General features: G+C 71.9%; 13 protein-coding genes, 4 pseudogenes and 2 riboswitches. Of the genes and pseudogenes, 8 read left to right on the top strand and 9 right to left on the bottom strand.

The genetic code is table 11. The annotated features are described in order from the left end of the window. Positions 1-88: 88 nt before the first annotated feature. From gcvP to G6R25_RS05550, 7 genes and pseudogenes are all read right to left on the bottom strand, one after another. Positions 89-3,265, bottom strand: coding sequence for an aminomethyl-transferring glycine dehydrogenase (gcvP, locus tag G6R25_RS05575; protein WP_163552127.1), 3,177 nt, complete (start codon positions 3,263-3,265; stop codon positions 89-91). A 57-nt stretch (positions 3,266-3,322) separates the two neighbouring features. After that, positions 3,323-3,450: riboswitch (glycine riboswitch) on the bottom strand. Then, positions 3,451-3,547: riboswitch (glycine riboswitch) on the bottom strand. Positions 3,548-3,657: 110 nt separating this feature from the next. Further along, a complete protein-coding gene (locus G6R25_RS05570; protein ID WP_163552126.1) occupies positions 3,658-4,416 on the bottom strand; it encodes a PIG-L deacetylase family protein in 759 nt (252 codons plus the stop codon). 103 nt (positions 4,417-4,519) lie between these two features. After that, positions 4,520-4,702, bottom strand: a complete 183-nt coding sequence (locus tag G6R25_RS05565) for a hypothetical protein (RefSeq protein WP_136447152.1) — start codon at positions 4,700-4,702, stop codon at positions 4,520-4,522. A 295-nt stretch (positions 4,703-4,997) separates the two neighbouring features. Next, positions 4,998-6,542, bottom strand: a complete 1,545-nt coding sequence (locus G6R25_RS26280) for a transglutaminase-like domain-containing protein (RefSeq protein WP_235947509.1) — start codon at positions 6,540-6,542, stop codon at positions 4,998-5,000. Between the two features lie 1,077 nt (positions 6,543-7,619). After that, on the bottom strand, positions 7,620-7,985 hold the full coding sequence (locus tag G6R25_RS26275) for a hypothetical protein (RefSeq protein WP_235947526.1): 366 nt from the start codon (positions 7,983-7,985) through the stop codon (positions 7,620-7,622). A gap of 226 nt (positions 7,986-8,211) precedes the next feature. Further along, positions 8,212-9,012 (bottom strand): annotated as a pseudogene (locus G6R25_RS26270) (DUF58 domain-containing protein); the annotation flags it as partial. A gap of 728 nt (positions 9,013-9,740) precedes the next feature. Next, positions 9,741-10,745 (bottom strand): AAA family ATPase, encoded by a 1,005-nt coding sequence (locus G6R25_RS05550; RefSeq protein ID WP_235947507.1) that lies wholly within the window; start codon positions 10,743-10,745, stop codon positions 9,741-9,743. A 777-nt stretch (positions 10,746-11,522) separates the two neighbouring features. Here G6R25_RS05550 and G6R25_RS05545 point away from each other — a divergent pair. Next, positions 11,523-12,851 (top strand): hypothetical protein, encoded by a 1,329-nt coding sequence (locus G6R25_RS05545; protein ID WP_235947504.1) that lies wholly within the window; start codon positions 11,523-11,525, stop codon positions 12,849-12,851. 74 nt (positions 12,852-12,925) lie between these two features. On the opposite strand, the gene G6R25_RS05540 is transcribed toward G6R25_RS05545, so the two are convergent. Beyond that, positions 12,926-13,693 carry a HesA/MoeB/ThiF family protein gene (locus G6R25_RS05540; RefSeq protein WP_163552125.1) on the bottom strand — a complete coding sequence of 256 codons (768 nt, stop codon included), beginning with the start codon at positions 13,691-13,693 and terminating at the stop codon, positions 12,926-12,928. A gap of 152 nt (positions 13,694-13,845) precedes the next feature. Between G6R25_RS05540 and G6R25_RS05535 the strand changes: the two genes are divergently transcribed. The 5 genes and pseudogenes from G6R25_RS05535 to G6R25_RS05520 all read left to right on the top strand — a co-directional run bounded on the left by G6R25_RS05535 (position 13,846) and on the right by G6R25_RS05520 (position 17,881). After that, positions 13,846-14,454: a TetR/AcrR family transcriptional regulator gene (locus tag G6R25_RS05535; protein ID WP_163552124.1), complete on the top strand. Its 609-nt coding sequence runs from the start codon at positions 13,846-13,848 to the stop codon at positions 14,452-14,454. 202 nt (positions 14,455-14,656) lie between these two features. After that, the gene (locus G6R25_RS05530; protein WP_163552123.1) at positions 14,657-15,433 is read left to right on the top strand and encodes an SDR family oxidoreductase; all 777 of its coding nucleotides are present in this window, start codon (positions 14,657-14,659) and stop codon (positions 15,431-15,433) included. 172 nt (positions 15,434-15,605) lie between these two features. After that, positions 15,606-15,872, top strand: a complete 267-nt coding sequence (locus G6R25_RS26265; protein WP_235947502.1) for a hypothetical protein — start codon at positions 15,606-15,608, stop codon at positions 15,870-15,872. A 120-nt stretch (positions 15,873-15,992) separates the two neighbouring features. Next, positions 15,993-16,724, top strand: a pseudogene (locus G6R25_RS26260) (flavin reductase family protein); the annotation flags it as partial. 78 nt (positions 16,725-16,802) lie between these two features. Continuing rightward, positions 16,803-17,881 (top strand): annotated as a pseudogene (locus tag G6R25_RS05520) (fatty acid desaturase family protein). On the opposite strand, the gene G6R25_RS05515 reads toward G6R25_RS05520, so the two are convergent. Beyond that, positions 17,838-20,654 (bottom strand): hybrid sensor histidine kinase/response regulator, encoded by a 2,817-nt coding sequence (locus tag G6R25_RS05515; RefSeq protein WP_163552122.1) that lies wholly within the window; start codon positions 20,652-20,654, stop codon positions 17,838-17,840. The pseudogene G6R25_RS05520 and the gene G6R25_RS05515 overlap by 44 nt on opposite strands. A gap of 175 nt (positions 20,655-20,829) precedes the next feature. On the opposite strand from G6R25_RS05515, the gene G6R25_RS05510 reads away from it, so the two are divergent. Both G6R25_RS05510 and G6R25_RS05505 read left to right on the top strand, forming a co-directional pair. Further along, entirely contained in the window at positions 20,830-23,295 is a 2,466-nt protein-coding gene (locus G6R25_RS05510; RefSeq protein WP_163552121.1) for a SpoIIE family protein phosphatase, read from the top strand. A gap of 162 nt (positions 23,296-23,457) precedes the next feature. After that, a pseudogene (locus G6R25_RS05505) lies at positions 23,458-23,756 on the top strand (hypothetical protein); the annotation flags it as partial.

Here is a 23,756-nt window from a genome sequence, read left to right as displayed (position 1 = left end):
AATTCAGACTACCAGAGTCCGGACCGCTCTCCCGTCACTTTCCGCAGCCGACCGAGTAGTAGCGCCGATGCCGTGACGGGCCGCCGCGTCAACCGGCGGCGACGAGAACCGGGCCGTCCTCGGACCGCACGGCAAAAGACTCGACCGGCGGGCAGGTGCAGACCAGGTTGCGATCGCCGTACGCCCCGTCGATCCGACGCACCGGCGGCCAGTACTTAGCGGCCCGCAGCGAGGCGGCCGGGTAGGCGGCGACGGACCGCGGATAAGGATGCGGCCATTCATCGGCGGTAACCATGTTGGCGGTGTGCGGGGCGTTGCGCAACGGGTTGTCCGTGCGCGGCCAAGTCCCGTCGCCGACCCTGTCAGCCTCCGCACGAATCGCGATCATGGCATCGCAGAAGCGGTCAATCTCGGCCAGATCCTCGCTCTCGGTCGGCTCGACCATCAGGGTGCCGGCCACCGGGAAGGACATGGTCGGCGCGTGAAAACCGTAGTCGATGAGCCTCTTGGCCACATCGTCCACGGTGATCCCGGTGCCCTTCGTCAACGGCCGCAGGTCGAGAATGCATTCGTGCGCGACCAGTCCGCCGCGCCCGGCGTAGAGCACCGGATAGTGCGGACGAAGGCGGTGGGCGATATAGTTGGCGTTCAGAACGGCGACCGAGGTGGCTTGGCGCAGACCATCCGCACCCATCATCTGGATGTACGCCCAGGGAATCATCAGGATTCCGGCGGAGCCCCACGGCGACCCCGAGATGGGCCCGACCCCACTCACCGGCCCGGCCTCGGCCCGCAGTGGATGGTTCGGCAGGTAAGGCAGCAGCTTTTCCCCGACCGCGACCGGGCCGACCCCGGGACCGCCGCCGCCGTGCGGGATGCAGAACGTCTTGTGCAGGTTGAGATGGCTGACGTCGGCGCCGAGCTGGCCTGGCTTCGCGAGCCCGACGAGCGCGTTGAGATTCGCGCCGTCGACGTAGACCAGCCCGCCGGCCTCGTGCACGATCGCGCACGCCTGCCCGATGCCTTCCTCGTAGACACCGTGCGTCGACGGATAGGTCACCATCAGCGCGGCGAGAACGTCCACATTCGCCCGCGCGCGGCGCGCCAGATCGTCGAGATCGACGTTTCCGTCGTCGTCGCAGGCGACCACGACGACGCGCATTCCGGCCATCGCGGCGCTCGCCGCGTTCGTCCCGTGCGCGGAGGAGGGAATAAGGCAGACGTCGCGGACCGGGGCGCCGGGCACCGCATTGTCGCGGTGATAGGCGCGAATCGCCAGCAGGCCGGCGAGCTCCCCCTGGCTGCCGGCGTTCGGCTGCACCGAGACGCCCGCATAGCCGGTGATCCGGGCCAGCCAGTCCTCCAGATCCCGGATCATCGTCAGGTATCCGCCGGCCTGGTCGAGGGGGGCGAACGGGTGGATGTCGGCGAACTCCGGCCAGGTGACGGCGGCCATTTCGGTGGTCGCGTTCAGCTTCATCGTACAGGATCCCAGCGGGATCATGCCCCGGTCGAGGGCCAGGTCGAGGTCGGACAACCGGCGCAGGTAGCGCAGCATCGCCGTCTCGGACCGGTGCTCGTGGAAAACCGGGTGCTCCAGGTAGGAATCGGTGCGCACCAGCTCGCCGGGCAGCGCAGTCGGGGCAGTCGGGCCCGTCACCTCGGCCGACACCGCCGCGGGCACCCCGAACGCCGCCCAGACCGCCCGCAGGTCCGCCTCCACGGTCGTCTCGTTGCAGGAGACCCCGACGTGGTCGCCGTCGACGAGCCGCACGTTGACGCCGTGCGCCAGCGCCGCGGCCACCACCTCGGCGGCCCGGCCGGGCACCGCGGCGACGACGGTGTCGAAGAAGGCGTCGGCCCCGATGGGCACCGCGGCGGCCCGCAGTCCCTCGGCGAGCCGGACCGCAAGGCCGTGGATGCGCCGTGCGATCCCGGCGAGCCCCTGCGGACCGTGGTAGACGGCGTACATCGAGGCGAGCACGGCCGGCAGCACCTGGGCGGTGCAGATGTTGCTCGTCGCTTTCTCCCGGCGGATGTGCTGCTCGCGGGTCTGCAAGGTGAGGCGATAGGCGGGCGCCCCATCGGCGTCGATCGACACCCCGACCAGCCGTCCGGGCAGGGACCGCTCCAGCCCCTTGCGGACCGCCAGATATCCGGCGTGCGGTCCACCGAACGACAGCGGCAACCCGAACCGCTGGGTGCTGCCGACGGCGATGTCGGCACCGAGCTCACCGGGCGAGCGCAGCAGCGTCAGCGCCAGTGGGTCGGCCGCTACCGTGACGACGATCCCCCGCTCGCGTGCCTCGACAATCACCGAACGCGGGTCGCGCAACGCCCCACCCGGCCCCGGATACGACAGCAGCAGACCGAACGCCGAGTCCAGCACCTCCGCGGTCACCCCGGCACCGTTCACCGCGGGATCGCCCGCCGTCAGGCCGCCGGACAGGTCGGCGACGTGGACGGTCACACCCAGCGCCTCCGCTCTGGTCGTCACAACCGCGATCGTCTGCGGAAGCGTGTCCGCATCGATGAGGAACGTTGTCCGAGACCCCTTCGCCGTGCGCAGCGCGATCTGCATCGCCTCGGCCGCGGCGGTCGGCTCGTCGAGCAGGGACGCTCCGGCCACCGCCAGTCCGGTCAGATCGATGATCACCGTCTGGAAGTTGAGCAGCGCCTCCAGTCGGCCCTGGGAGATCTCCGGCTGATACGGCGTGTAAGCCGTGTACCAGGCCGGGTTCTCCAGGACGTTGCGCTGGATGACACCCGGCATCACCGCGGAGTGAAACCCCAGACCGATCATGGACGGCACCGGGCGGTTGTCGCGACCGAGCGCGCGCAGCGCCGCCAGAACCGCCGTCTCGTCGAGCGCGGCGGGCAGCTCGAGGGTGCGGTCGTGGATGACGGCCGGCACCGCGGCATCGGTCAGCGCCCGCAGCGACTCCACCCCGAGCGCGGCGAGCATGAGTCGCTGGGCCTCGGTGTCCGGGCCGATGTGACGATCAACGAACTGCGGGTACGCCGCAGCCGGCAGTGACGGACGGTCATCCACCGCCGCGGGCCCGGCCGGAGCCGCCGGCTGGGTGGGCGCGGTGGTGGTGGTGGTGGTGGCGGTGGCAGTGGCAGTGGTACCGGCAGTGGCAGTGGTACCGGCAGTGGCAGTGGTACCGGCAGTGGCAGTGGTACCGGCAGTGGCAGTGGTACCGGCAGTGGCAGTGGTACCGGCGGCGACGGAGGCATCTTCGTGATCTGTGCCGTCATGCATGCTGGGCGCTCCGGAGGTCGGGCGACGACGACAACGGGGCCGACGCCGCGGCGGGCCTCCCCCTCTGTCATTGGCCTGAGAGCTTCACCGGGCGGCGCCGCCATGGGTCCGAGCCGAGGACCCGCGGACGACGGCCGCGGCTTTCACCGTCGGCGGGACACCGGGATGTCCACTTTCCAGAGTTGCCTGACCCGGCGGTTGGGGGCCTGAGAGTTTATGGGGAGAGCTTGCTCCTTCGGCGTCCCGGCAGGTCGCGGCCCGGGACTCTCCCGCACGGGTGTGAGCGGCAGCAATATGCAGTTCGTTGCCCGCAGACTAGCCGCGATCGCGATCCCCGGCCACCTATCGTCCGATCGGGCATGCCTTGGATGACCTCCGGTGGACGCCCCGCGCTAGACGAAGATCGTCTCGTAGGGGCGCAGTAGCCGGTCCAGCACCTGGGCCCCGAGAACCGTCGAGTCCGCCGGGTCGTCGGACAGCGGGGCGATCTGAGTGTGGTAGCAGTCGACGGCCCGCCGTTTGGCCTCCTGCACCGGGACGGGCAGGGGCACCCTCCGAGCCCTCCCCCACGGCACCCTGGGGTCGTCCGGGACCGCCCAGTGCCAGGTCCAAACGGGGTATTCAAGCAGCCGTGCGCCAGCCCGTTCCGCCGCCAGCACCGCTGCACGTCCCGTTGCCTCATGGTCCGGATGGCGGTCCCCGGTGTAGGTGGCGAGTACCCAGCAGTCGGGGGTGAGCAGCGGCCCCACCTGGTCGGCGAGCTCCGACTCATGCCCGGCGACCCGTCCGTCTCCCAGCCCGATCCGATGCACCGGCACCTGCCCCAGCCCCAGCTCGGCCAGCGCCGCATGCTGCTCGACGATCCGCCGACGGGCCAGCTCGGCCGGGGAGATCGTCGGCGAGCCGGGATGGGACGCGTCACCATCTGTCACCGCAACGACGGTGATCGCGGCGCCAAGCGCATGCAGGCCGACCAGCAGCCCACCGACGCCGAGAACCTCATCGTCCGGATGGGGGGCCACGACGACCACACGAGGCGGCACGGCGGTCAGGTCGAGCTCCGCCCATCCCGGTTGCCAGGCCCGCCAGACCGGTTCGGGGGTGCCGTCGGCGGTGAAGGGCCGGCCCGCTTCGGCGGTGTTCTCCTGCATCGCTCATCCATACGGGAACCGCCGGCGCCCCGCACGGAAATCGGACCCGACGCCGGCCGTGACGCTCGTCCCGGGCCCGGTGGCGAGGCGTCTCGGTAGCAGCTCAGTGCCGCAACACCTCGCTCTTGGCTGCCTCGGTGTCCGTCAGCGCGCCGTCCTTCTCCCGGCGGAAGATCTCCTCGGCGGCCCGGTCCGACGAGGTCTGGCTGGCGACCTGCCTGGCCATCTCGTCGTTGGAGGTGCCCGCGCCGGCGGGCCTCGTCCGTCCCTTCATCGTCTGTGCCATGACTGCCTCCTCCTGTCGCCGGCTGCGATCAGCCTGGCCCGATCGGCCATGGTCGCGGCCGTGCCTCGGCCCGCACGGCCCATTCCCACCGACCGCCCGTCTGAGGACTACCCGCCCGTCAGCGGCGGGAACCGGCACGGACGGACTCGTCCGCCTCGCGCAGATGCCGGCGAAATCGTCAGGAAAAGCCCGTATAGCGTGATCGTCTGGCCCGGTCCGACAGTGATCTGCCGGCCGCCGCGGTGAGCGGCGGCCGGAGCAACGAACCCGTTGCGGGGGTACCGCCCCGCTCGGGCTATCTGTAGTCCCCGCCGACAGTGGCCCGTTCGGGGACATCAGATTCGCCTGGCCCCGCCGATCGGTGGGCGGCGCGGTGGGGAGCCGGCGCTGTCCGACGCAACCTACGCAGCTCGGTGCGGACCGTCCGCGGCGAGATCCGCCGGCCGAGCCGGCGATGGCGTGAGACGACGCGGCGGACCGCCCGTTCGAGCCCGTCGAGCAATCGCCACGCCTCGTCGGCGGCGCGCCGGCCGGAAGCCTCATCCCACCGGCCGGTGGTGCCGTCGTCGAACAGGGCGAGGGTGGCGAGATCGGCCAGTCCGCGTAGGGCGGTGCGGCCGGCGTCGTCGAGCAGGTCCGCCGCGAGGAGCACGACCTCGCTCGGGCTGGCCGCCCGCGGCATCGGCCGCTCGGCGTCGGCGAACATCTCGATGGCCCGCTGCCAGGCGGCGACGATCCGCGCCCTGCTGCCGTTTCCGGCCCGTCGTATCCGCCGGTGGCGTGCGATCGGCAGCAGCCAGCCCAGGAGAAGACAGCCGAGCAGGGCAGCGACGGCCGCGGCCACGGCCGTCCGGAGGACGACCACCGTCCAGCCGGGGGATCCCGGCCGCCAGTCACCGGACCGAGGCGGGAGGTCTCCCGGCAGGGTGGCGCCCGCCCGACCGGGCGGTGCCGAAACGGTGGTGCGCAGCACCTCCTCCACCAGTGACGTCTGTGCGGAGGACTCGCCCTGCGTGGAGCCGGCCACCGCTGCGCCGCGTGCATCCCCCGCTCGGGGGGTGGGGAAGAAAGGCAGCCATCCTGCGCCGTCGAAGTTGACTTCCGCCCAGGCCAGGGCGTCGGCGCCGCGGATCGTGCGGGTCACGGCATGCGGATCGGCGGCGGTGAATCCGACGACGAGGCGGGCGGGCAGACCCAGCAGCCTCGCCGCGAGGACGAACGTCGTCGCGAACTGCTCGGAGGTGCCGCGTCGAGTCTGGCCGAGGAAATGATCGATGTGGGCGAGCGAATGCCCGGCGGGCACGGTGGGATCGAAGCTGAAGGTCGCCATCAGGTACTGGCGCAGCAGGGCGGCCCGCTGGTAGGGTGGCGCGCCGCCGTCGGTGGCGACCGAGGCCAGTTCTCGCAGCACCGGCGGGACCTCGTCGGGCAGCGCGAGGTAGGGGGCGTTGTTCGGCGTCGCGGAGACGGCGAGGGCGAGCAGTCTGTCGGCGGTCATGGCGGCCTGCGGGGTGGAGACAAGGCGCAGCCGGTTGCCGGGGTGCAGCGACGCGGTTCGCACGAGTGTGCCGTCGTCGGGATCGACCGCGAAACGACCCGTCGGCTCCTCGGCAGTCGCCGTGGAGCCACCCTGGCCGGCGGGAGGGGACGATTCCGCGCCGGCCGTCGGGACCACGGTGAACTGGCCGAGCCGCGCGAGGGCGGGCACAAGATCTCCGCCGAGGTCGACGATGGTCAGGTCCTGGGTGACCGGTGTGGACGGGTGACCGCCGCCCCGATCCGCGACGCGACCAGCCTGTTCCCCGATCTCCCGTCCCGCGGGCAGGTAACGGCCGCTCATGGACCAGGTGGCGCCGTCGTAGGAGTCGAAGCGCGACCGGCCCCGACGGCTGCGGAGTCAGACCCACCCGGAACAGGACCTGGTCGGGATGGGCGGTCCAGCCGGCGAGGCGGCTCAGGGGGTTGAGAGCGGCAAGCGGTACCGGCGCGATCGTGCGGTGGTTACGCGGGTCGACGGGCGGTTGCCCACCCAGCCCGATCGGACCACCACTCGCCAGTGCCAGACCGGCGCCGACGACGACGCCCACAGCGACGGTTGATCGCACCGCGTATCGGAGCGCCGTCAAGCCCCGCGGGCCGGCCACGGGCAACAGACCTGGCCCGGATCGGGGGAACGTTGGCCGCCCGCCTATGCCGCCGCCCGGCCTGGCTGGGCCGGGCGAGGCCGCTGCGGATCCTGCCGGCGAGCGGGACCGACCGCTCCCGCGGACCCGGACGAGGATCGCGGCCAACGCGGCGAACGCGGCGGCGAGCGGCGCGTCAGATCCCGGCACGGGGGCTGCGTAGGCGACCGCGGCGACCAGGACGAAAGCAGCGGGCAACGCGGGCAGGAGCCTGGCTCTGGTGCGGATGACGAGCTCCACGCCGACCGCGGCGGCCAGCCAGGTCAGTGCCGCGGGTACGAGCAGGAGAGCCCCATCGGGCGGCGCCGGGATCACCGTGTCCAGCAGCCGCGCCCATCCGCTGAGGACGCCCGAACGGACCACAGACAGCCTCGCCCAGAACCCCCCAGCGCCGGCCCCGACCGTGCAGGCGGCCCAGATCACGAACCCCCCGCTCCAGGCTGCGACCGTCCCGACCAGTGGCAACGGCCGGCGTCGCGCGCCCAGCGCTGCGGTGAGGATCACGGGCACGACCGCAGCGACCGGGATGATCACCTCCAGATCGTGAGTGGTAAAGACCCGGCGGAACCCGAACCCGCCGACGCACGCGAGTCCCGCCACCACCAGCAGCGCTGCCAGGCGGGTCCGCACCGGCTCCTGCGGGCGAAGGTGGTGGTCAACCCCGACGACGTGTCCTGCGCCCGCGCCGGCCGCCGAACGCACGGCCTCGTCGGGCGGCCCACCGATATCCGTCATCACCGGCCCGTCCGCGGGGTTCCCCGCGGCCATCGCGGGGCCCGTTCGCCGGTCGGCCAGTGGCCGGCGAGCGCATCGGCGTCGGGGACGTCGATCACCGTCAGCCGGCCGGCCGCCCGCAAGGCGGTCCCGTCAAGACGTGTACCGCTGGTGGGAACGGTGCCGCCCAGGACGCCGATCCCCACCACCCGGCCGGGCGACGCGGCCCGCAGGCGGGCCCGGTCGGAGGAGTCGCGCCGGTCGACGGCCCGGGCGGCGGCCTGACTGCGGGGGCCCACCCGGACCAGGACGACGCGCCCGTACGCATGGGCCACCGCGGCGAGTGCGGCCAGCGACTGCCGGTCGAAACCGCCGGTGACGAGCACCAGCGTGCCGAGCCCGCCGCGCCGCAGCGTCGCGACGACATCGAGCGAGGCGGTGTCGTCCAGCCTGAACGCCCGCCAGCTCGTCCATCAGCACGTCGGCGTCCCGGCGGCGGCGCCGGCCCGCCACCCGCAGCCCGCCGGTCGTCACAAGCCGGACCCCGAACGCCTCCTGCGTGCAGGTCATCACTGCGGCGGCGGCGATGTCCACGGCCTCCTCGAACGTGGCGACGCCGACCCGGCCAGGGGGGTAGGCGGCTGGTCGGGTGTCGAGGACGACGGTGGCGGCCGGCTCGCTCGGATCGACGTGGGTGCGGACCATCAGTTCGCCCGCCCTCGCGCTGGACGCCCAGTGCACGAGGCGGAGATCCTCACCGGGCGCGTACCTCCGCAGGGTGTGGATCTCCAGTCCCCCGGTCGAGCCCCGTCCGGTCTGCCCGTCCGGGTCACGCGAGGGTGCGCAGGCCAGGGACGCCAGCGGCCGGGTCCGCGGTCGGACGTGCAGGGTGTCGACCGCCGGCAGCCGTTGCCGGCGCCGGGCGAGTCCGAACGGATCCGATCTGATCACCTCGACGGGACCCAGCCGGACCACACCGCGCCGGCTGGTGTCCAGGGCCAACTCGAACGTCCGGTGACCCGAGCCGGCCAGCCGGGGGACCGAGACGGACACGACCGCGCCCGGCGAGTCCAGCCCATCCGGAGGATACGAATCTGCGGCACCGGCAGCGGCGCGATGACCGGAGCCGGAGCCCCCGACCGCAGGCGCACGCCGTTCCCACCAGGCCTCCACCAGGTCCGACGCGGCCAGCAGCCGCCCAACGCGGGGGGCGCCCGGCACAGATCGATCCGGCCGGGCGGCGGCAGGGCCGTGCGGCAGGTGCAGGGTGAACGGCGGAGAGGGCCACCTGGACAGGTTGCGGACCGTTACGGATAGCGTGGCAGGCTCGCCTCGGGTGACCTGTCGGGGCGATACGCGGACCGCTACCGACACCCGCGGGCGGCGAACGGCCGTGGCGGCCGCAAGACCCATCGCCGCGGCCCCCGCCCCGCCCAACACGGCCAGCTCCGCGTATCGCAGCACCCGGGCTCCCAGCAGCAGGACTGCCACGGTGACGCACATCCCCCATCCCAGCGGGGTGATCCCCAGGCGCGCCCTTCCCGGCGATTCACCGCTCCCCGCAGAGGCGCGATCATCCGACGGGCACCCTTGGTCTACCTGAGGCGCAACGCCTCGGGATCCAGACCGATCGGGCGCCCCGCGTCCGAATCCCGACGCGCCCGAGCTCGCCGCGGCGGGATCCGACGCGGCGGGATCCGAAGCCGCGGGTCCGAATCGGTCCGGCGCCGGCCAGCCCGCCGTGACCAGGTCCGATCCGGCCGTCCCGGCCCGGTCGGGCCCCGCGGGTACGGCCCTTGAGGGGGTCGAGCCGACGGGGGCGAAGCGCATCCGCTCACCGGCGTCCGAACCGGACGGGGCCGCGCGCCGACCCGTCGGGGCGCTGCGCCCGCCCGCCGCGGCCAGCGGCGGGACCGGTGGGCGATGACGCTCCCCGAGCCCGCGCACGGCCGGCCCCGGTTCGGGCCGGCCCGCCCGTCGTCGCATGCCCCGGGCGAGGGAGACGGCAGACGGGGATACCGACACGGACAGCGCCGTGGTCGCGGTGTCCGTGTCGATGACCGGTGACAGCCGGGGGTCGGCCCGGCCGCCGCCATGAGGTCGGTCGCCGCCACGGGGTCGGTCGTCGAGGGGCGGCACCATCAGATTCCGACGAGCCGGCGGGGTGACGGCACCGTCTGCAGGATCTCGTCGACGACGTCCTCGGCGATGACGCGCCGCAGCTCGGCCTCCGGGTTGAGTACCAGGCGATGTGCCAGGACCGGGCCGGCCACCGCCTTGACGTCGTCGGGTGTGGCGAACACCCGGGCGTGCGCGGCGGCCCGGACCTGGACGGCGCGCAGCAACGCGATGCTGCCCCGTGGGCTCGACCCCAGTCGGACAATGTCGGGGATGGCCCGCGTGGCCGCCAGCAGGTCCACGAGGTAGCGGCGCAGCGCCGGCGCGACGTGGACGGCGAATGTCTGGGCCGCGCAGGCCACGACGTCCTCCGCCCGCATCACCGGCCTCAGGTCCTCGATTCGCCGTCCCACCTGCCGGCCTTCGAGGATCTCCAGCTCGGCATCGATCGACGGGTACCCCATCCGCAGCCGCATGAGGAACCGGTCCAGTTGGGCCTCGGGAAGGCTGTACGTCCCATCCATGTCGATCGGGTTCTGCGTCGCCACGACCATGAACGGGCGGGGCACCGGATAGCCCGTGCCGTCGGCGGTGATCCGGCCCTCCTCCATCACCTCCAGCAGGGCCGACTGCGTCTTCGGCGAGGCACGGTTGATCTCGTCGCCGATGACGAGGTTGGCGAAGACGGGTCCGGGGCGGAAGCCGAACTCGTTGGCGCGCTGGTCGTACACCATCGTCCCGGTGATGTCCGCCGGCAGCAGGTCCGGCGTGAACTGAATGCGGTGGCAGCCGGCGTTGACCGAGGCCGCCAGACTGCGGGCCAGGGAGGTCTTTCCCAGGCCCGGCACGTCCTCGACGAGCAGGTGCCCCTCGGCGAACAGGCAGATCGTCGCGAGCTCGACGGCCTCTCGCTTGCCCCGGATGACCTTTTCGACATTCGCGACGACGTCGTGGAAGACGGCCGAGAACGCGGCCACGCCCGATTGGTCGCCGCGCAGGTGGTCGCGGTCGTCGGTTCTGTTTGTCATGCCCTGCCTCCTGGTCCGGTCGGGGTAGGGAACGCTGACCGTCATCGCCGTGCGGGTGCGAGTCGGGCGGGGTGCGAGTCGGGGAGGCGGACCGTGCCGGACGAGGGGGCGACCGGCCCGGTCCGCCCACGGGCGGCGGGGAGATCCACCCGGGAACGGTGACTGTGGCGGCCGTCGCCGGCACGGAGGCGATCCGTTCCGCTGCGGTAGACGACGGGCACCCCCGTTTCGTTGTGTCCTAGCCCGGATTAGTTGTTGATCTGGTGACATGGGGGCCCACAGTGGGATGCACGCGCCGCACCGGCATCGACCTGCCATGCGATCAGCCGTCGACGATGTCACGAAAAGCATCAGTCGCGTCGCAACCCGTCCGGGGGACGCCGCGTCTTACCTAACAAGAGGGATGACCCGACCGATTGGTCCATCCAGGAACAGCCAACGTCGATACATGAATATCAACAGTCTCCCGCGCGCCGTTGGGTTGAGTGCGCGGGATGCGGTGAGCGCTGTACCCCTCCTGCGGCGCTCCCCCACGGTGTCTGTGTGGGCGGGCGGGTGGCACGCCCACACAGACACCGACCCCGTTCGAGCCGTCCGCCCACCAGGTGAGTCCGCTCCACCAGGTGAGTCCGGCCCGTTCGGACGGCGCGCCGCCTTCTTCTCGGTCGGCTGCGGTTCAGAACGCGCGTCTGATCAGGAAAGCGAGATCAAACCATCTCTGCATTCGGTCAGCGGCTGCGTCGCGTCATCACCGCGGCGGCCGGGGCGGCACTGTGCGTGGGAGCCGGCCTGGCCGCCGCCGCGCCCGGAACGCCTCCGCTCGCCTTCGACCTCACCCGCGGCGGCATCTGGCTGACGAGCGAGTCGACCGGAACCGTCACGCACCTGCAGAGCACGACCGGGCGGGCGGACGCGGCCGTCACCGTTCCCGGCGCGGTCGGGCATCGGCTGTCCGTTCTGCGCAACGGTCCCGATCTCCTCGTCTGCGACGTGGACGCCGGCCTGCTCCACCTGATCGAGCCGCAGCGCCTCGCCCCGGCACGCGCGGCCACGCTGCGTCCCGGAACGACGGTGACCGCCGCGAACGGGGTGGTTTACCCCGTCGATGGTGCGAGCGGGCGGGTGCAACGTCTGGACGGACGGTTGCTGACCGGCCTGGGACCGGTCGTCGACCTCGGCGGAGCGCTTGGTGCCGTCGCCCAATCGGTGGATGGAACACTGTGGGTGCCCGTCCGCACCAGCGGCTCCGTGGTCATGATCCGCGATGGTGTGGCGTCGCCCCCGATCCCCGTCGCCCGACCGGACCATCAGATCGACGTGGTGCTGGCCCATGATCGCCCGGTGCTCGTCGACGGCACGGCCGGGACGGCGATCCCGATCACCGGCGAGCGGCCCGGTCGGAAGATTGCGTTGCCAGTGGCCCTGACCACCGCGGCCGCGGGGCCGCCGAGCGCAGTGATTGCGGCAGCGGCGGTCGAGCGGAGCACTGTCCCCATCCTCGACACGGTTGCCGGGCGGCTCCTGCTCGCCGACGTCCACGACGGCGAGGTCACCATGCATGATCTGCCAACTCAGACGGGTGGTGGAAGGGCCCAGCCCGGGGCGAGCACGGCCCAACCGGGGGGAGGCCCCGCCCAGCCCGGTGGCGGACCGGCCCGAACGGGGGGTGGGGGCGACTCGGCCTCCACCGACCCTGCGACTGCGGCCGGCCTTCCCGACATCGAGCGACCGGCGGGAGGAGACGAGGACGACCGGCCGGTAGCTCCACGTCGGCTCGGCCCACCGACCTGGCATGACGGAGCGATCTACATTCCGGACCAGGATGCCCGGATGGTCTGGGTCTTCGATACCCGTACCGGCGGCTTCACCGAGCCGATCGTCGTCCCCGGGACTCCCCCGGGGCCGGGAACGGAGACGGGCGCCGCCCAGATCACCGTGACCGCCGAGGGCGACCAGGTGTGGGTGAACGATCCGGCCGGTCCCGACGCCGTGCTCATCGACGGCACGCGGCGGGCGACGGTGGCCAAGCGACCGTCCGGACTGCCGGGTCAGACCGGCACAACCCCGGCCCGCCCGCTGCCGGCCCGCCTGACGACCGGGCCGTAGAAGTCAGCCCGCCTGACGACGGGGGTGGGCCGCCCCGCCGGCTGCCGGAGGACGGGCCAGCCTGGGCGACAGCCTCACCGCCGGGAGGCGCCGTCCAGCCGGGTCGCGCCAGCCGACGGCCGCCGGAAGCCGCAGTCCACGCAGGCGGGGTCGCGCGCCACCGACAGTGTGCGGACGTCCAGATCCCACAGATCGGCGACGAGCAGCCGGCCGACGGCCGGCTCGCCGAATCCGGAGACGAGCTTGATGACTTCCATCGCCGCGAGGCACCCGACCGTCCCCGCGACCGCTCCGAAGACGGGAAACCCCAGGGGGTCCCAGTCGGGGTCGCCCTCGGCGAAGACGCACCGTAGACACGGACCGTCCCCGGCGACGGTGAGCAGCTGGATCTCGGTGGCGTTCATCGCCGCGACAACCAGGGGCACCTCCGCATCCAGGCACATCCGGTTGATCTGGAAGCGTTCGGGGAAGTTGTGGCGAGCGTCGATCACGACGTCGGCAGCGGCCACCAGCCCGGGGAGCACCGGGTCGAACAGGTCCCGATCCCAGGTCTCCACCACGACGTCCGGGTAGTGCAGGCCCAGGGTTTCCGCGGCGGTCACGACTCGGGACTCGCCGATGCGGTCGGGGCGCATCAGGGTCTGGCGGTTCAGATCGGGCTTCTCCAACGGGCCGGGATGGACCAGCACCAGTCGCCCGACGCCGGCGGCGGCGAGATAGGTGGTGGCGGCTCCGCCCACCCCTCCCACCCCGGCCACAAGCACCGTCGCCCCGCCCAGACGCTCCTGCTCACCCGGGCCGAAACCGGCCATCAGCTGACGCGTGAAGCGCTGAGTGTCCATGACCCTGCCTCATCTGGTGGCGACGTTTCCCGAGCCGGCTTCTCTTGCCCATGCCTGCGTGCTTCCAGCGCCCCACCAGGGACGCATCCCCGGTTCGTTGACCACGTTACCAAAACCGGGGTCACGTCCGCGCTCACGGCTACGATGGCTGGATGTCTGGTCCTGAGCTGGCCATCCGCGCGGACGCCCGCCGCAACCGGCAGGCCATTCTGGCCAACGCTCGCCAGGTGTTCGCAGAGCAGGGCATCCATGCCTCGCTGGACGAGATCGCGCAGCGCGCCAACGTCGGGAACGCCACGCTCTACCGGCATTTCGGCTCGCGCTGCCAGCTGGTCGCCGCCGCTCTGTCCGAGCAGATGGAAAGGTACGCAAAGATGGCCGCCGCCGCGGCCGCGGAGCCCGATCCGTGGAACGCACTGCGTGGTTACCTGACATCGCTGTGCCGGATGCAGGCCACGGATCGCGGGCTGGCCGACCTGCTGACCAGCGACGCCTTCCCAGACGCCGCAATCGACGCGGCGCGCGACAACGCCCGGCGGGACGTGGTGCGCACCATCCGCCGAGCGCAGGACGCCGGGGCGCTGCGCGCCGATTTCGCCCCGCAGGACATCCTGATCATTCTGATGGCGAACGCCGGGCTCATCTACCGTGCCGGCGCGCATGCCCAGGACAGCTCCGCTCGGCTGATCGCCCTCCTGCTCGACGGGTTGCAGGCCGCCGCCGCAACTCCGGCGCCGCCGCCCCCCCCGGCGGAATCCTAGCTGCTCACCCTGATGCAGGTCGAGAGGCAGAGCGAGCTGCAGGGTCAGCCGAAGGTCTCGTCGACGTAGCACCGCCGCATCGCCGCGCCCGCCCCTGGGGCACACCCCACGCAGACGTCCCGGTGCCCGCCGGCCTGCCCCACCGAAGGAGAAAAAGATTATGAATAGCACTGCAAGCAAAATTTTTCGTAACGAGGACGACATGGCAGACGCGAAGACACCGACGGCGATCGTCACCGGGGCAGGTCGGGGGATCGGGGCGGCGATCGCCGTCGAACTCGCTCGCCGCGGCTATCACGTGGTCGTGAACTATCGGCGCGATGCCGACGCAGCGAAGGCCGTGGTCGCGGGAATCCACCGGTCGGGGGGCAGCGCGGTCCCGCTGGGGAGTGATGTCACCAATCCGGACGACGTGGCGTCGATGGTCGCGACCGTGGTCGCCGACCGGGGACGGATCGACGCGCTGGTGGTCAACGCGAACACCGCCGCCCCGCCCTTCGCGTCGCTGAGTGAACTTACCTGGGCGCAGTTCGCCGCGAAGATGACCGGGGAACTCGCCGGGGCCTTCCACATCACCCAGCAGGTGGTGGCGGTCATGCGGGCGCAGGGCGACGGGCGGCTGGTCTATCTCGGCAGCACCGCCGCCGACTACGTGGGCGCGGGCCGGCTCGCCCACGGGACCGCGAAGGCTGCGCTGACCACCTTCGCCCGCCACGTCGCCGCGGAGACGGCCCGCGACGGGATCAGCGTCCTGACCGTCGCGCCCGGCGCCGTGCGCACCGAGGCGACCGCCGCGGTCCTCGATGCGGAGCGCGAGAGGGTCCTCGCGGACAACTCCGTGCTGCACCGCGTCCTGGAACCGGCGGACATCGCCGCCGCCGTCGGGTTGGCGCTCGACCCCGCCCTGCGCCCGGCGACCGGGACGGTGCTGCGCGTCGACGCCGGCTGGTCCGTACTCGCCGGCGGCCCCACCGCCTGAGGCAGGCCGCGGGCGCGGGCGCGGACCCACGATCCGCGGCTGCGTCACGGTTCGTCCAAACATCCTCGGGCAATAATTTCTCCCGGCCGCTATCAACAGCGCGCCGTATGCTGATCGAGCTAACGGTTCGAGGCTGCGGTGTAGCCTGCCGTCCGGCGGGCCCGAAGTCGCTGTGACCCCGCCCGAAATTGCCAGAAATCTGCTCGAGAAAGCATCTGGTCCGGTACGACCGCTGGCGAAGGTGACACGATCTATGCTGGATATCCGACCAATGCTGACCGCGGCGGCCGGCGTCCTGACAAATCCGCTGGCGCCGGATGATTTCCGGTCCATGGTGAATCCGCTGTGGTCGCGGCAGCGATTGTCCGGTCGGGTCGAGGCCGTCATACCGGAGACCCTCGACGCCTCGACCGTCGTCATCCGTCCCGGTCACGACTAGCGAGAACATCTCGCGGGTCAACACCTCAGCGTCGGCGTGGACATCGCGGGCGTGTGACACTGGCGGACATTCTCGCTGTCGTCCCCGCCCGGCCGCCCGGACGGTCTCGTCACCATCACGGTGAAGGCGGGGCCCGGCGGGTTTGTGTCGCGACATGTCGTCCGCCGGCTGCGTCCCGGTGGGATTGTCCGGCTCAGCCAGCCGAGCGGTCGGTTCGTGCTGCCGGAGATCCTGCCGGCCCGGTTGCTTTTCGTGACCGCCGGCAGCGGCATCACCCCGGTGATGTCGATGCTGCGCAGCTTCGCCCTGGCCGGGGACATGCCGGACGTGTTCCACGCGCACGTCGCGCCGACCGGTCGAGAGGTCATCTTCGGCGACGAACTGCGCCGGCTGGCAGCCCGGTTCCCCAGCCTGCGCCTGCACGAGCATCACACCCGTCCCGTCCCCGGCCGGCGGACGAGGCGGCCGACGGTGGCGGACCTGTCCGCCGCCTGCACCGATGTGGCGGACAGGATGGCGTGGGTCTGCGGACCGCGGGGACTGCTCGACGGTGCCGAGGCGTACTGGCGGGCGGCCGGCCTCGCCGACCGGCTGCGGACGGAACGGTTCCAGTCGGTGCGGCGCCCGTCCGGAGCGCCCGGCGGGCGGGTGCGCTTCGTCAGGAGCGATCGGGAGGTGGCCGCCGACGAGGGCACCTCCCTGCTCGCGGTGGGCGAGGAGGCGGACGTCGTCATGCCGAGCGGCTGCCGCATGGGGGTCTGCCGCACCTGCCTGGCCCGGCTCGCCGACGGCCGGGTCCGGGACCTGCGCACCGGCGAGGAGCACGGCGACCCCGGCGACCTCATCCAGACCTGTGTGTCCACCGCCGTCGGCGACGTCGACCTCGACCTGCAACCCGGACATCGACCTGCGACCTGGAGGAGAACACGGATGTCAGGATCGACGCACCTCAGCGCCCGCGACATCGAGGAGTTCGGGCGGGAACTCGACCGGCTGCGGGCGGAGGTCATCGCGAGCCGCGGCGAGGACGACGCCCGGTACATCCGACGGGTGATCGCCGTCCAGCGCCGGCTCGAGGCCGGCGGCCGGGCGGTCATGTTCGCGTCCGTCGTGCCGCCGGCGTGGCTCGCCGGCACGACGATGCTCAGCGTCGCCAAGATCCTCGAGAACATGGAGATCGAGCACAACGTCCTACACGGCCAGTGGGACTGGATGCGTGACCCGGACATTCATTCCACCACCTGGGAATGGGATTTCGCGTCACCCGCCGACCAGTGGAAGCACTCCCACAACTACGCCCACCACACCTACACGAACGTGCTCGGTAAGGACCGGGATCTCGGGTACGGCATGCTGCGAGTCTCGCCTGAGTAGCCCTGGCACCCCATTTACCTCGCTCAGCCCCTTTACAACCTTGGTCTCGGTCTCGCCGCGGTGTTCGAATGGGGAATCGCAATCTACGACGCCGAGATCGACAAGGCGTGGCAAGGCGAGAAGAGCTGGGGCGAGACCGCGGGCCAACTCGGGCGGGCGCTGCGCAAGGCCGCTCGCCAGGGGCTCAAGGACTACGTGGCGTTTCCCCTGCTCAGCGGCCCGGCGTTCCTCCCCGTCCTGCTGGGCAACCTCACCGCGAACGTCACCCGCAACGTCTGGGCGCACACGATCATCACCTGCGGCCACTTCCCGGCGGGCACCCACACCTTCACCGAGGAGGAGATCGCCGAGGAGAGCCGCGGCGAGTGGTACCTGCGCCAGCTCCTCGGCTCCGCCAACATCAGCGGCCCGGCGGTCCTCCACCTCCTCAGCGGCAACCTGAGCCATCAGATCGAGACCACCTCTTCCCCGACCTGCCCAGCAACCGCTACGTGCAGATCGCGCCGCGGGTCCGCGACCTGTGCGAGCGCTTCGGTCTACCCTACACCACCGGGTCGCTGCCCCGGCAGACCGCGAGCGTCTGGCGACGGATCACCCGCCTGGCGCTGCCCACCGTGAGCGCCGCCCGGGTGTGAGGCTGGCCCGGATGCAGGCGAGGAGTTCCTCGATGTCCACCGGCTTGGCGACATAGTCGGTGGCCCCGGCGTCGAGGCACTTCTGCCGGTCGTCCGGCATCGCCTTGGCGGTGACGGCGATGATGGGCAGGTCGGCGAACTGGGGCATGGTCCGGATGGCGGCGGTGGTGGCGTAACCGTCCATCTCGGGCATCATGACGTCCATCAGCACGAGGTCGATGCCCGGGTTGGACACGAGCGCGTCGATGCCCATCCGCCCGTCACCGGCGTGGATCACCCTCAGCCCGTGCAGGTTGAGGATGCTCGTGATGGCGAAGACGTTGCGCACGTCATCGTCGACGACGAGCACGGTGCGGCCGGCGAGCCCGGGAGTCGTCGTCGGTGGGTGGGACGGTTCCGCGGGCTCCGCCGCCGGCCTCGCAGGCGCGGTCGCGTTCACCGGCGGGGCGAGTGCGGCGAGGGCCGGCGGGAGAAGGTCCAGGGTGACGGTCGTCGCGGCGGAGAGCGCAGCCCGCTGGGCGGGGGGAACGGCGTTCGATGGCGGCCGCCCGGCGGAAAGCTGGGGGTAGGCGTCAGCCGACGTCGTGGCCGGCGGGACCATGGGCAGCCGCAGCGTGAAGGTGCTGCCCCGCCCGAACTCGCTGCGGGCTTGAATCTCGCCGCCCAGCAGCGTCGCCACCTCGCGGCAGATCGACAGCCCGAGGCCGGTGCCGCCGTAGCGGCGGCTGGTGGTGCCGTCGCCCTGCTGGAACGCCCCGAAGATGCGTTCCAGGTTCTCCCCCGCGATCCCGATTCCGGTGTCGGACACCGAGAACAGGACGGCCTGCCCCTGCACCTGCCCGCCGGCGCCGGCGCTGGCTCCGGACGACGTGATGGCAAGCTCGACGCTGCCCTGCTCGGTGAACTTCACCGCGTTGGACAACAGGTTGCGCAGCACCTGCGCGACCAGGTGACGATCGGTGCGCAGCCGCGGGGGCAGATCGGGCGCCGTCGCGACGGTGAACCGCAGGCCCTTCTCCGCGGTGATCGACGAGAAGGTGGCCTGGACGTCATCGACGATGTCGCCCAGGGCCACCTCCTCCAGATGGATGTCCATCTTTCCGGCCTCGACCTTGGACAGGTCGAGGATGAGCTGCAGGAGATCCGAACCCGCGGAGTGGATGACGTGGGCGTACTCGACCTGCTTCGGTGACAGGTTGCGGGTGGGGTTCTGCGCGAGCAGGCGGGCGAGGATCAGCAGGCTGTTCAGGGGCGTGCGCAGCTCGTGGGACATGTTCGCCAGGAACTCGGACTTGTACTTCGAGGCGAGGGCGAGCTGGCGAGCCCGCTCCTCCAGTTCCTGGCGGGCCTGCTCGATCTCGAAGTTCTTGACCTCGATGTCGTGGTTCTGCCGGGCCAGCAGGGTGGCCTTCTCCTCCAGCTCGGCGTTGGAGAGCTGGAGGTCCTCCTGACGGGACTGCAGTTCCTCGGACCGCGCCTGCAGCTCGGAGGCGAGCCGCTGGGACTCCTCCAGCAGGGCGTCGGTGCGGGCGCTGGCGATGATCGTGTTGACGTTGACGCCGATGGTCTCCGTCAGCAGGTTCAGGAAGTCGTGGTGGGCCTGCGCAAAGGGGTTGAAGGAGGCGAGCTCGATGACGCCGAGCACCTGGTCCTCGAACAGGATGGGGAGCACGATCAGGGCGACCGGAGCCGACTGCCCGAGGCTGGAGGCGATCGTCAGGTAGCCGGCCGGGGTGTGCGCGACGGTGATCGGCCGCTTCGTCCGCGCGGCCTGCCCGACCAGGGACTGGCCGAAGTCGAACCGGCGCGCACCCGGCGGGGCCTGGTATCCGTAGCTGGCGATCAGGTTGAGCGCGAGCCGCGCCACCCCGGACTCGGCGAGCAGGAAGGTGCCGTACTGCGCGTCGACCATCGGCGTCAGCTCGTCGATGACCAGCTGGGCGACGGTCTCCAGGTCGCGGTGCCCCTGCATCAGCCCGGCGATGTGGGCGAGGCTGGTCTTGAGCCAGTCCTGTTCCTGGTTCGCGCGGGTCGTCTCGCGCAGCGACCGCACCATCGCGTTGATGTTGTCCTTGAGCTCGGCGGCCTCGCCCTGGGCGTCGACGTCGATCGACCTGGTCAGGTCGCCGGTGGCGACGGCGCTGGTGACGGCGGCGATGGCCCGGACCTGCCGGGTGAGGTTCCCCGCCAGCTCGTTGACGTTCTCGGCGAGGCGCTTCCAGGTGCCCGCGAGGCCCTCCACCTCGGCCTGGCCGCCGAGGATGCCGTCCGTGCCCACCTCGCGGGCCACCCGCGTCACCTCGTCGGCGAACCCCGAGAGCTGATCAACCATCGTGTTGATCGTGCTCTTGAGCTCCAGGATCTCCCCGCGGGCATCAACGGTGATCTTCTGCGACAGATCACCCTTCGCCACCGCCGTCGCGACCTGCGCGATCGACCGGACCTGGCCGGTCAGGTTGCCGGCCATGGCGTTGACGTTGTCCGTCAGGTCCTTCCACGAGCCCGAGACGCCGGGGACCTCGGCCTGGCCGCCGAGCTTGCCCTCGGTGCCCACCTCGCGGGCCACCCGGGTCACCTCGGAGGTGAACAGGGCGAGCTGATCGATCATCCCGTTGAAGACGGTGACGATCTCGTCCAGCAGATCGTCACCGATCGGGGGCAGGCGGGTGCCGAAGTCGCCGCCCCGCACGGCGGTGAGCCCGGCGAGCAGCTGTCGCAGGGCCGGATCATCCAGCCGGGCGCGCGCCGCACCACGATCCGTGGTCTCGGTCACCGTCATCCTCCAGCCTGTCACCCACAGTGTTCGTTCCTTCGGGGAGCTGTCGCAGTCGACACCCGGATCCCTTCGGGGTCTCTGCAGTAGGGTAAAGGGACAAGACTGGCGTCTTGGCCACCCGCCCTCGCCCTGGTGGGCGGCCAGCGCCTGGGGTGGACAAGGAGACACAGTCGTGGGCTCCGCGGACGGCAGCACCGGCCGGCCCGGCCACGCGGCGGGGCTACTGAGCGTGATTGCACGTCAACAACGGCAACTCGCGGAGTCCCAGTCACGCACCGCCTCCGACGCGCTGATCGAGGTCGCGACCGGGGTGCTGGTCGAGCGGCTGCGGTGTTCGGTGGCCGAGGCCAGCGAACAGCTCCGCAGCCTCGCCTCCGCTGCCGGCATCGCCCCAGCCGACTTCGCGGCCGAGGTACTCGGCCAGGCTCCGGGTGCCTCCCCGCAGCCCCCGCTGGACGACGCTGCCCGCCGCCGCACCTGGCTGGCGCAAGTCGCCATCGGCCACGGCACCGACGGATGCCGCACCCACGACCACGGCACCGACGGATGCGCAGTCGCACAGGCCGTCCACACCGAGGTCCTGGCCCCGCTGGGAGTGGTGGCCGTGGCCTTCTGGATGCTGGAACCGGATGGCGCGCTCACTCTGGTCGGGCAGGCCGGTCTGGGCCTGCTCGACGCGAGCCGCTGGCGGCGAATCCCGCCGCAGCTGGACTGTGCCGCCCTGCGCGCCGCGTGTCTCGGCGCACCCCAGTGGTGGCCGGCCGGATCCCCGCCGGGGCCGGTGGGGGCCGCGGGACACGCCGACGGGCCAGCCCGGCTCGGTCCCTGGCGAGGGGCACGCACGGCCCTGCCGTTCCTGCACGTCGGCGCCGTCGTCGGCGCCATGGAGATCTGCTGGCCGGCCCCCCAGGCCCAGTTCAGCGAGGGGATACGGCGCGAACTCACCGCCCTCGCCGACCTCTGCCTGCGCAGCCTGTGGCCGCCAAGCGGACCCGGTCCGGCCGGCCCGACCGGCGTCGCGGCGGCGCAGACTTTCGACGGAGCCGGGACGCTGCCGGCCAGGGTCGCCTGGCTGCCGGCATTCCTCGACGCCATGGGCGGGTCGGTGCTGCTGGCGCACGCCGTGCGGGCCGGTGACGGGGAGGTGCTCGACTTCCGCATCGACCACGTCGGCGAGAGCTTCGTGGATCCGGGTGGGCGGCCATCCGCCGCGCTGCTGGGACGTGGCCTGCTGGAGCTCTACCCCCTGCTCGGCGCCGACGCGGGCCTGTTCGAGCGGGCGGTCGAGGTCCTGCGCACCGGCGAACCGTTCCGCGCCGACGGCACGGTCCTGCTCACCCTGGTCGACGACGTGGTCGTCACCTGGGAGGCGGATGTGCGCATCGCCCGCCTCTTCGACGGCGTCGCCCTCGGCTGGCCCCGCGGCGAGGGAGGCGAGAGCGGGGATTCGCTGCTGCGCGCCGTACAACGCCTCGGCCGGTTCGGCGCCTGGCAGGAGAAGCTCCGCACCGGCGGGGTGCGGTGGACCCGGTACACCTACGAGCTGTTCGGCCGCCCCCGCCACGACCCGCCGATCACCCTCGACAGCCTCGACCGCCACGTCCATCCCCAGGACCGAGCGGCCGTCGACCAGCTACGCGATGCGCTGCTGCGGCTGAAGCACTCGGTCACGGTCTCCTTCCGGGTCCTGCTCCCCGATGGGACGCTGCGCCAGCTCCGCGCGATCGCCGAACCCGTGACCGACACCGCCGGAACGCTGATCGCGGTCCGCGGCGTCTACCAGGATCTTACGAGCCACTACCGCACCCAGGTCGTCCTCGACGCCACCCGACACCAGCTCGCCGACTCCGAGGCGCGGGCCGCCGGCCAGCACCGCCTCGCGCTGACCCTCCAGCGGGCGCTCCTGCCCGGCTCGGACGAGGCCGTCGAAGCCAGCGGACTCGCGGTCGCGGTCCGCTACCGCCCGGCCGAGCAGAAACACCTTGTCGGGGGCGACTGGTACGACGCCGTCACCCTCCCCAGCGGCGACGTCCTGCTGGTCGTGGGCGATGTCGCGGGCCACAGCATCCGGACCGTGGCCGGCATGGTGACCCTGCGCAACAGCCTTCGCGGTCTCGCCGTCACCGGCGCGGGGCCCGCGCAACTGCTGCACTGGCTGAACCGGGTCACCTACCACCTGACCGACGACATCACCGCGACCGTGATCTGCGGCCTGTACCGCCCGTCGGACCACACCCTGCGGTGGGCCCGCGCGGGCCACCTGCCCCCGGTCCTTGTCCGCGGCGGCACCGCCAGCATGCTGCCGCAACCGGAGGGGCTGCTGCTCGGCGTCGAGCCCGACGCGACCTACGAGCAGACCGTCCACCACCTGGCCAGCGAGGACATCCTCCTGCTGTTCACCGACGGCCTCATCGAACGCCGTGGCACCGGGCTGGACACCTCGCTCGCCGCCCTCCTGCGCATCGCCGCGCAACGCCAACCCGACGTTGCCCGGCAGGCCGACCATGTCCTCGCGCACACCACCCCCGACACCGACGACGACACCTGCCTCATCGTCATCCAGCGCCGCGGGCCGGCCGCCTCAGACGCCTCCGGGGGTTCCGATCCACTCGGCCAGACGACACGATCGAACCGCTAAGCGCCGGGCGAGCAGGTCCGAAGTTTCAGCCAGCCAGCAGCTCGCCCCCCCGCCCGCACCCGCCCGCCCTCGGCACGATCTGGCCGCAATCTGGCCGGGAAGGGGCAGGCGGGCGGCGGTGCAGCGTGTGTCGGGCGGGCGCTTCTGAGTACGGTCGCCCCCATGACAGAAGCGGCCGCGCGAACCTCCACTCGACCAGTGACGGGCGCTGCTGGGAGGAGTCGGTTCGCCGCGCTGGCGCGGGCGTGCCATCCGGAGCCGACGGTCGCGGTGACACTGTTCGCGACAGCGCTCGCGGTCTCCACCGGACGGCCGGCGGGCGGGGTCGTCGCGGTCGCGGCGGCGACGGGGTCCGGTCAGCTCTCGGTCGGCTGGAGCAATGATCTCCTCGACCGTAGTCGGGACATCGCTGGCGGCCGGACGGACAAGCCGATCGTCGCCGACGACCTCGCGCCGGGGAC

This window comes from Candidatus Frankia alpina, assembly GCF_902806485.1.
Classification (GTDB): domain Bacteria; phylum Actinomycetota; class Actinomycetes; order Frankiales; family Frankiaceae; genus Frankia; species Frankia alpina.
Note: the sequence above shows the minus strand (reverse complement) of the source record. Positions and strands in the feature narration are given on the sequence as shown.